Below are 428 nucleotides of genomic sequence, written 5' to 3' on the forward strand. Positions count from 1 at the left end.
TTCCGGGCCAGTGACAGCGTCGACACAGATCAGCGAAGTAGGAAAATCGGTGTTTCACGTCCCGTAACGGTGACTCAACTTATTACGGACTGGACTTCCACCGTCCGCACATGCCCGCAAGAGAGGCTCATCGCGCTGAACATCGCACAACCGACCACGCAGGAAACCCAGGTACACGTCGAGTTAGCGGTGAGAGTCTGGTACTCAGGAATTACGACGATAGTACGCACGACGTTCACGTCACAATCACCGACCACGACGGCGAGACCGCCTTCACTCGGACCGTCTCCGTCGGTCCACGAGACACCATCAGCATCCAGACCCGTCTCGACCGCGCGGTCTACCGGGTAGACGTCCGACTCGATAACGGTGTGGGCGACCGCGCAGACTGCCTTCTCGGCAGCGATCCGAACGAGTGTGCCAAGATC

The 428-nt window shown here is 59.1% G+C and carries 1 protein-coding gene; it reads right to left on the reverse strand.

The window, feature by feature from the left end; genetic code table 11:
* Positions 1 to 74: 74 nt before the first annotated feature.
* Positions 75 to 428 (reverse strand): hypothetical protein (locus tag EXE42_RS19845; protein WP_206750765.1); only part of this gene is annotated, 354 nt, incomplete at its 5' end.

This window comes from Halorubrum sp. SP3 (assembly GCF_005435195.1).
GTDB classification, from domain to species: Archaea; Halobacteriota; Halobacteria; order Halobacteriales; family Haloferacaceae; genus Halorubrum; species Halorubrum sodomense.